This is a genomic window from Nocardiopsis sp. SBT366 (assembly GCF_001083815.1).
In the GTDB taxonomy this organism is placed as follows: Bacteria; Actinomycetota; Actinomycetes; order Streptosporangiales; family Streptosporangiaceae; genus Nocardiopsis; species Nocardiopsis prasina.
The window spans coordinates 1-2,841 of record NZ_LAVM01000156.1; the positions used below are offsets into that span (position 1 = coordinate 1).

Sequence of the window (2,841 nt, forward strand, 5' to 3'; positions counted from 1 at the left end):
GGCGGGGGTCGCGCGGGGGAAACACGCGGGCAGACCGGAATCCTGACCGAAAAATCGCCGAGGGGGAGTGCCGAGGCATGGTGAAAAGCCGGGACACCAACGGACTGGGTTCGCCAAGTACACCGGAACCTGCGCGTGGCAGTGATCCTAGGTGAAGTTCTCGTTGAGTGCGTGCTCGGGTTGTCCATGCGCGCGGTTCCTGACCACAATTGCGCCGTACAATTCCTTCGCCGGGTGGCAGTCGTCTGCGAGTTTTCTGTCCGACTGTCTCATCTGTTCCCTTGGGAACCACTTCCGACGCGCCGGTACGACACGGGTTATTGGTGGTGAGGAGGTGGGATAGGGCCTGATGTCACGTTCTGCGGGGCCTGGGAGCCTTCGGTCCCGGGGATCGCTCGCGGCCCGACCGGGATCAGTCGTCCCAGAAGCCGCTCTCCTTCTCCTTCTTCTCGGGCTTCTCGGGCTCCTCCTCGGTGGCGGTCGCGGCACGGCCGCCGCCCTTGCCGCTCGGCTTGGCGCTGGTCCTCGTGCTCTTGGTGGTCTTGCGCGCGGTGCCGCCGGTGCCGCCGGTGCTTCCGGAGCCGCTGGTGGCCTTGGCGGTGCCGGTGTGGCGCGGACGCGGGGTGACCGAGCTCTTCTCGATGGGCGCGCTGGGTCTGGGGGCCTCGCCGGAGTGGATGCTCAGGGCCTCCTCCTCCACACTGAGCATCTTGCGCATCAGGGCGGGCACCTCGGGCAGACGGTCCGCGCGCAGGTGGGCGCCGAGGACCTCCAGGGCGTGGTCGCACAGGACGCGCTTGGCGGTGGCCGCGCTGACCCCGCTCAGCTGCTCGACCTCGGGCAGGTCGTGTTCGCGCAGCAGACGGACGACCTCGCTGAGCCGCTCCCGGGCCTTGCGGTCGGTCATCGACATGACCGTGAGTTCCGCCTCGCGCAGGAAGTCGGTGCCATCGCCGGTGCCGTCGCGCTCCGCGATGAAGGCGCTGGTGAGGTTGCGGGCGGAGGTTCGGGTGCCGGTGCGCAGTTCGGCGCGGCGGATCTGCCGGGAGTGCAGCGCGGTCACGACCACGCTGGTGACGAGGCTGATCCCGGCGCCGATCACGACGAGCACGGCGGGGTTTTCGAGCAGCATGTGTACGGGAGACCTTTCCGGGCGGTGGTCCGCACGGGACATGGCCACGGTGTTGACGGGGGCTGCGGGTGCGGGGGTGACGGAGGGTGTTCGAGTGCCAGCTGGTACTCGGGTGCGTGACTATTCGGCAGTTCGGTGCTCGTTGTCAAGTGTCACGACGGAGCGGGCGCTCGCGGACGCGGCGCCTTCCCAGTTCAGGACAGATGGGGGCAGGATCGACAGTTCGCCTTCACTACCGCCTGCCCGGCCCCGATCCGGGTAAACATCGCTGTCCACAGCCTGTGGACAGTCGGACGACTCTCCCCGGAGGAGTCGGGCGATCGCGGGGGTACCGCGGCCTCCGGTGGCCCCGACGGACCTAACCGGCCAGGAGTCCGTTCACGGCCTCCGGCGAGAGGATCTCCTCACTGACCATCGCCGCACAGCCGCGCACCCCGGCGTCGTCCCACAGCGTGCTCGCCACGATCCTCAGCTGGCGCGTGGCCAGGGCCGTGCACTGCTGGAACACCACCTCGCGCACGCCCGCCACCAGGTGGTCGTAGGCCTCCGAGAGGTCGCCGCCGAGCACGATCAGCTCCGGGTTGAGCAGGTTCACCGCGCCCGCCAGGGTCTCGCCCAGCCGCCGCCCGGCCTCGCGCACCAGGGTGACCGCCACCGGGTCGCCCTCCGAGGCCAGCGCCACCAGCTCCTTGAGCCCCGTCACCTCGCGGCCCTGCTCTGCCGCCTGGACCAGGAGCCTGCGCCCGCCCGCCACCGCCTCCAGACAGTCGGTGTTGCCGCAGCGGCACGGCAGGCCGCCGCCGTCCCGTACGGGGACGTGGCCGATCTCCCCGGCCGCGCCCAGAGCGCCGCGCAGCAGGCGACCGCCGGAGACCAGACCGGCACCGATCCCCGTGGAGACCTTCACGAACACCATGTCGTCGGTGTGGCCGTGACCGCCCGCGATGTGCTCCCCGAGCGCCATCACGTTCACGTCGTTGTCCACCATCACCGGGACGGGGAAGCGCTCCGCGACCATCGGGCCCAGGGCCACGCCCGCCCACTTGCCCAGGACCGGGCGGTCCTCGGCGCGTCCGGCGTGGAACTCCACGGTGCCGGGCAGTCCGATGCCCACCCCGCGCACCTCGTCGGGGGAGCGGCCCAGCTCGGAGATCTGCTCCGCCCACGTGTCCAACAGCCAGGGCACGGTGGCGTCCGGGCCCTGCTCCATGTGGGGGGTCCCGGGGGCGCGCAGCAGCACCCGCCCGTCGAGATCGCACACGGCCGCCTGGCTGCGGACCATGCCGAGGGCCGCGGTGAGGATCAGCCCGTTGGAGGCGTTGAACTCCAGCAGTGTGGGCGGTCGGCCCCCGCTGGAGGCGGCGCGGGTCCCCTCGGTCACCAGTCCGCCGTCCATCAGCTCGGTGACCCGCAGGGCCACGGACGGACGGGAGAGTCCCGTGGCGCGGGCGATCTCGGAGCGGCTGGTGGCGCTGCCGGTGCGGATCATCTCCAGGATGTGTCCGCTGGTGGCGGTGGAGGACAGGCGTCCCGGGGTTCTGGCCATGCCTCATTCAACCATTCGCTTGGCGGTGTGGCTTGAAGTTCGTGCACTTATGTAAACTAATGTTATGAAGTGTGCTTGGTTTTTTACCATAGTGCGATTAGGGTCGAAACCGGACCATGGACCCCCCGTCCAGGGCCACTCGCCCCCAGTGCGGCGGTAGCCC

General features: G+C 70.0%; 2 protein-coding genes. Both read right to left on the bottom strand.

Annotated elements, in window-relative coordinates; genetic code table 11:
• Positions 1–412: 412 nt before the first annotated feature.
• On the bottom strand, positions 413–1,132 hold the full coding sequence (locus tag ADX84_RS24920) for a hypothetical protein (RefSeq protein WP_049579905.1): 720 nt from the start codon (positions 1,130–1,132) through the stop codon (positions 413–415).
• Positions 1,133–1,490: 358 nt separating this feature from the next.
• Positions 1,491–2,678, bottom strand: coding sequence for an ROK family transcriptional regulator (locus ADX84_RS24925; RefSeq protein ID WP_049579907.1), 1,188 nt, complete (start codon positions 2,676–2,678; stop codon positions 1,491–1,493).
• Between the last annotated feature and the right edge of the window lie 163 nt (positions 2,679–2,841).

What these genes read in the sequence shown, in the direction of transcription:
- ADX84_RS24920 (WP_049579905.1), bottom strand. Translation starts at nt 1,132, where the DNA reads ATGCTGCTCGAAAACCCCGCCGTGCTCGTCGTGATCGGCGCCGGGATC.
- ADX84_RS24925 (WP_049579907.1), bottom strand. Translation starts at nt 2,678, where the DNA reads ATGGCCAGAACCCCGGGACGCCTGTCCTCCACCGCCACCAGCGGACAC.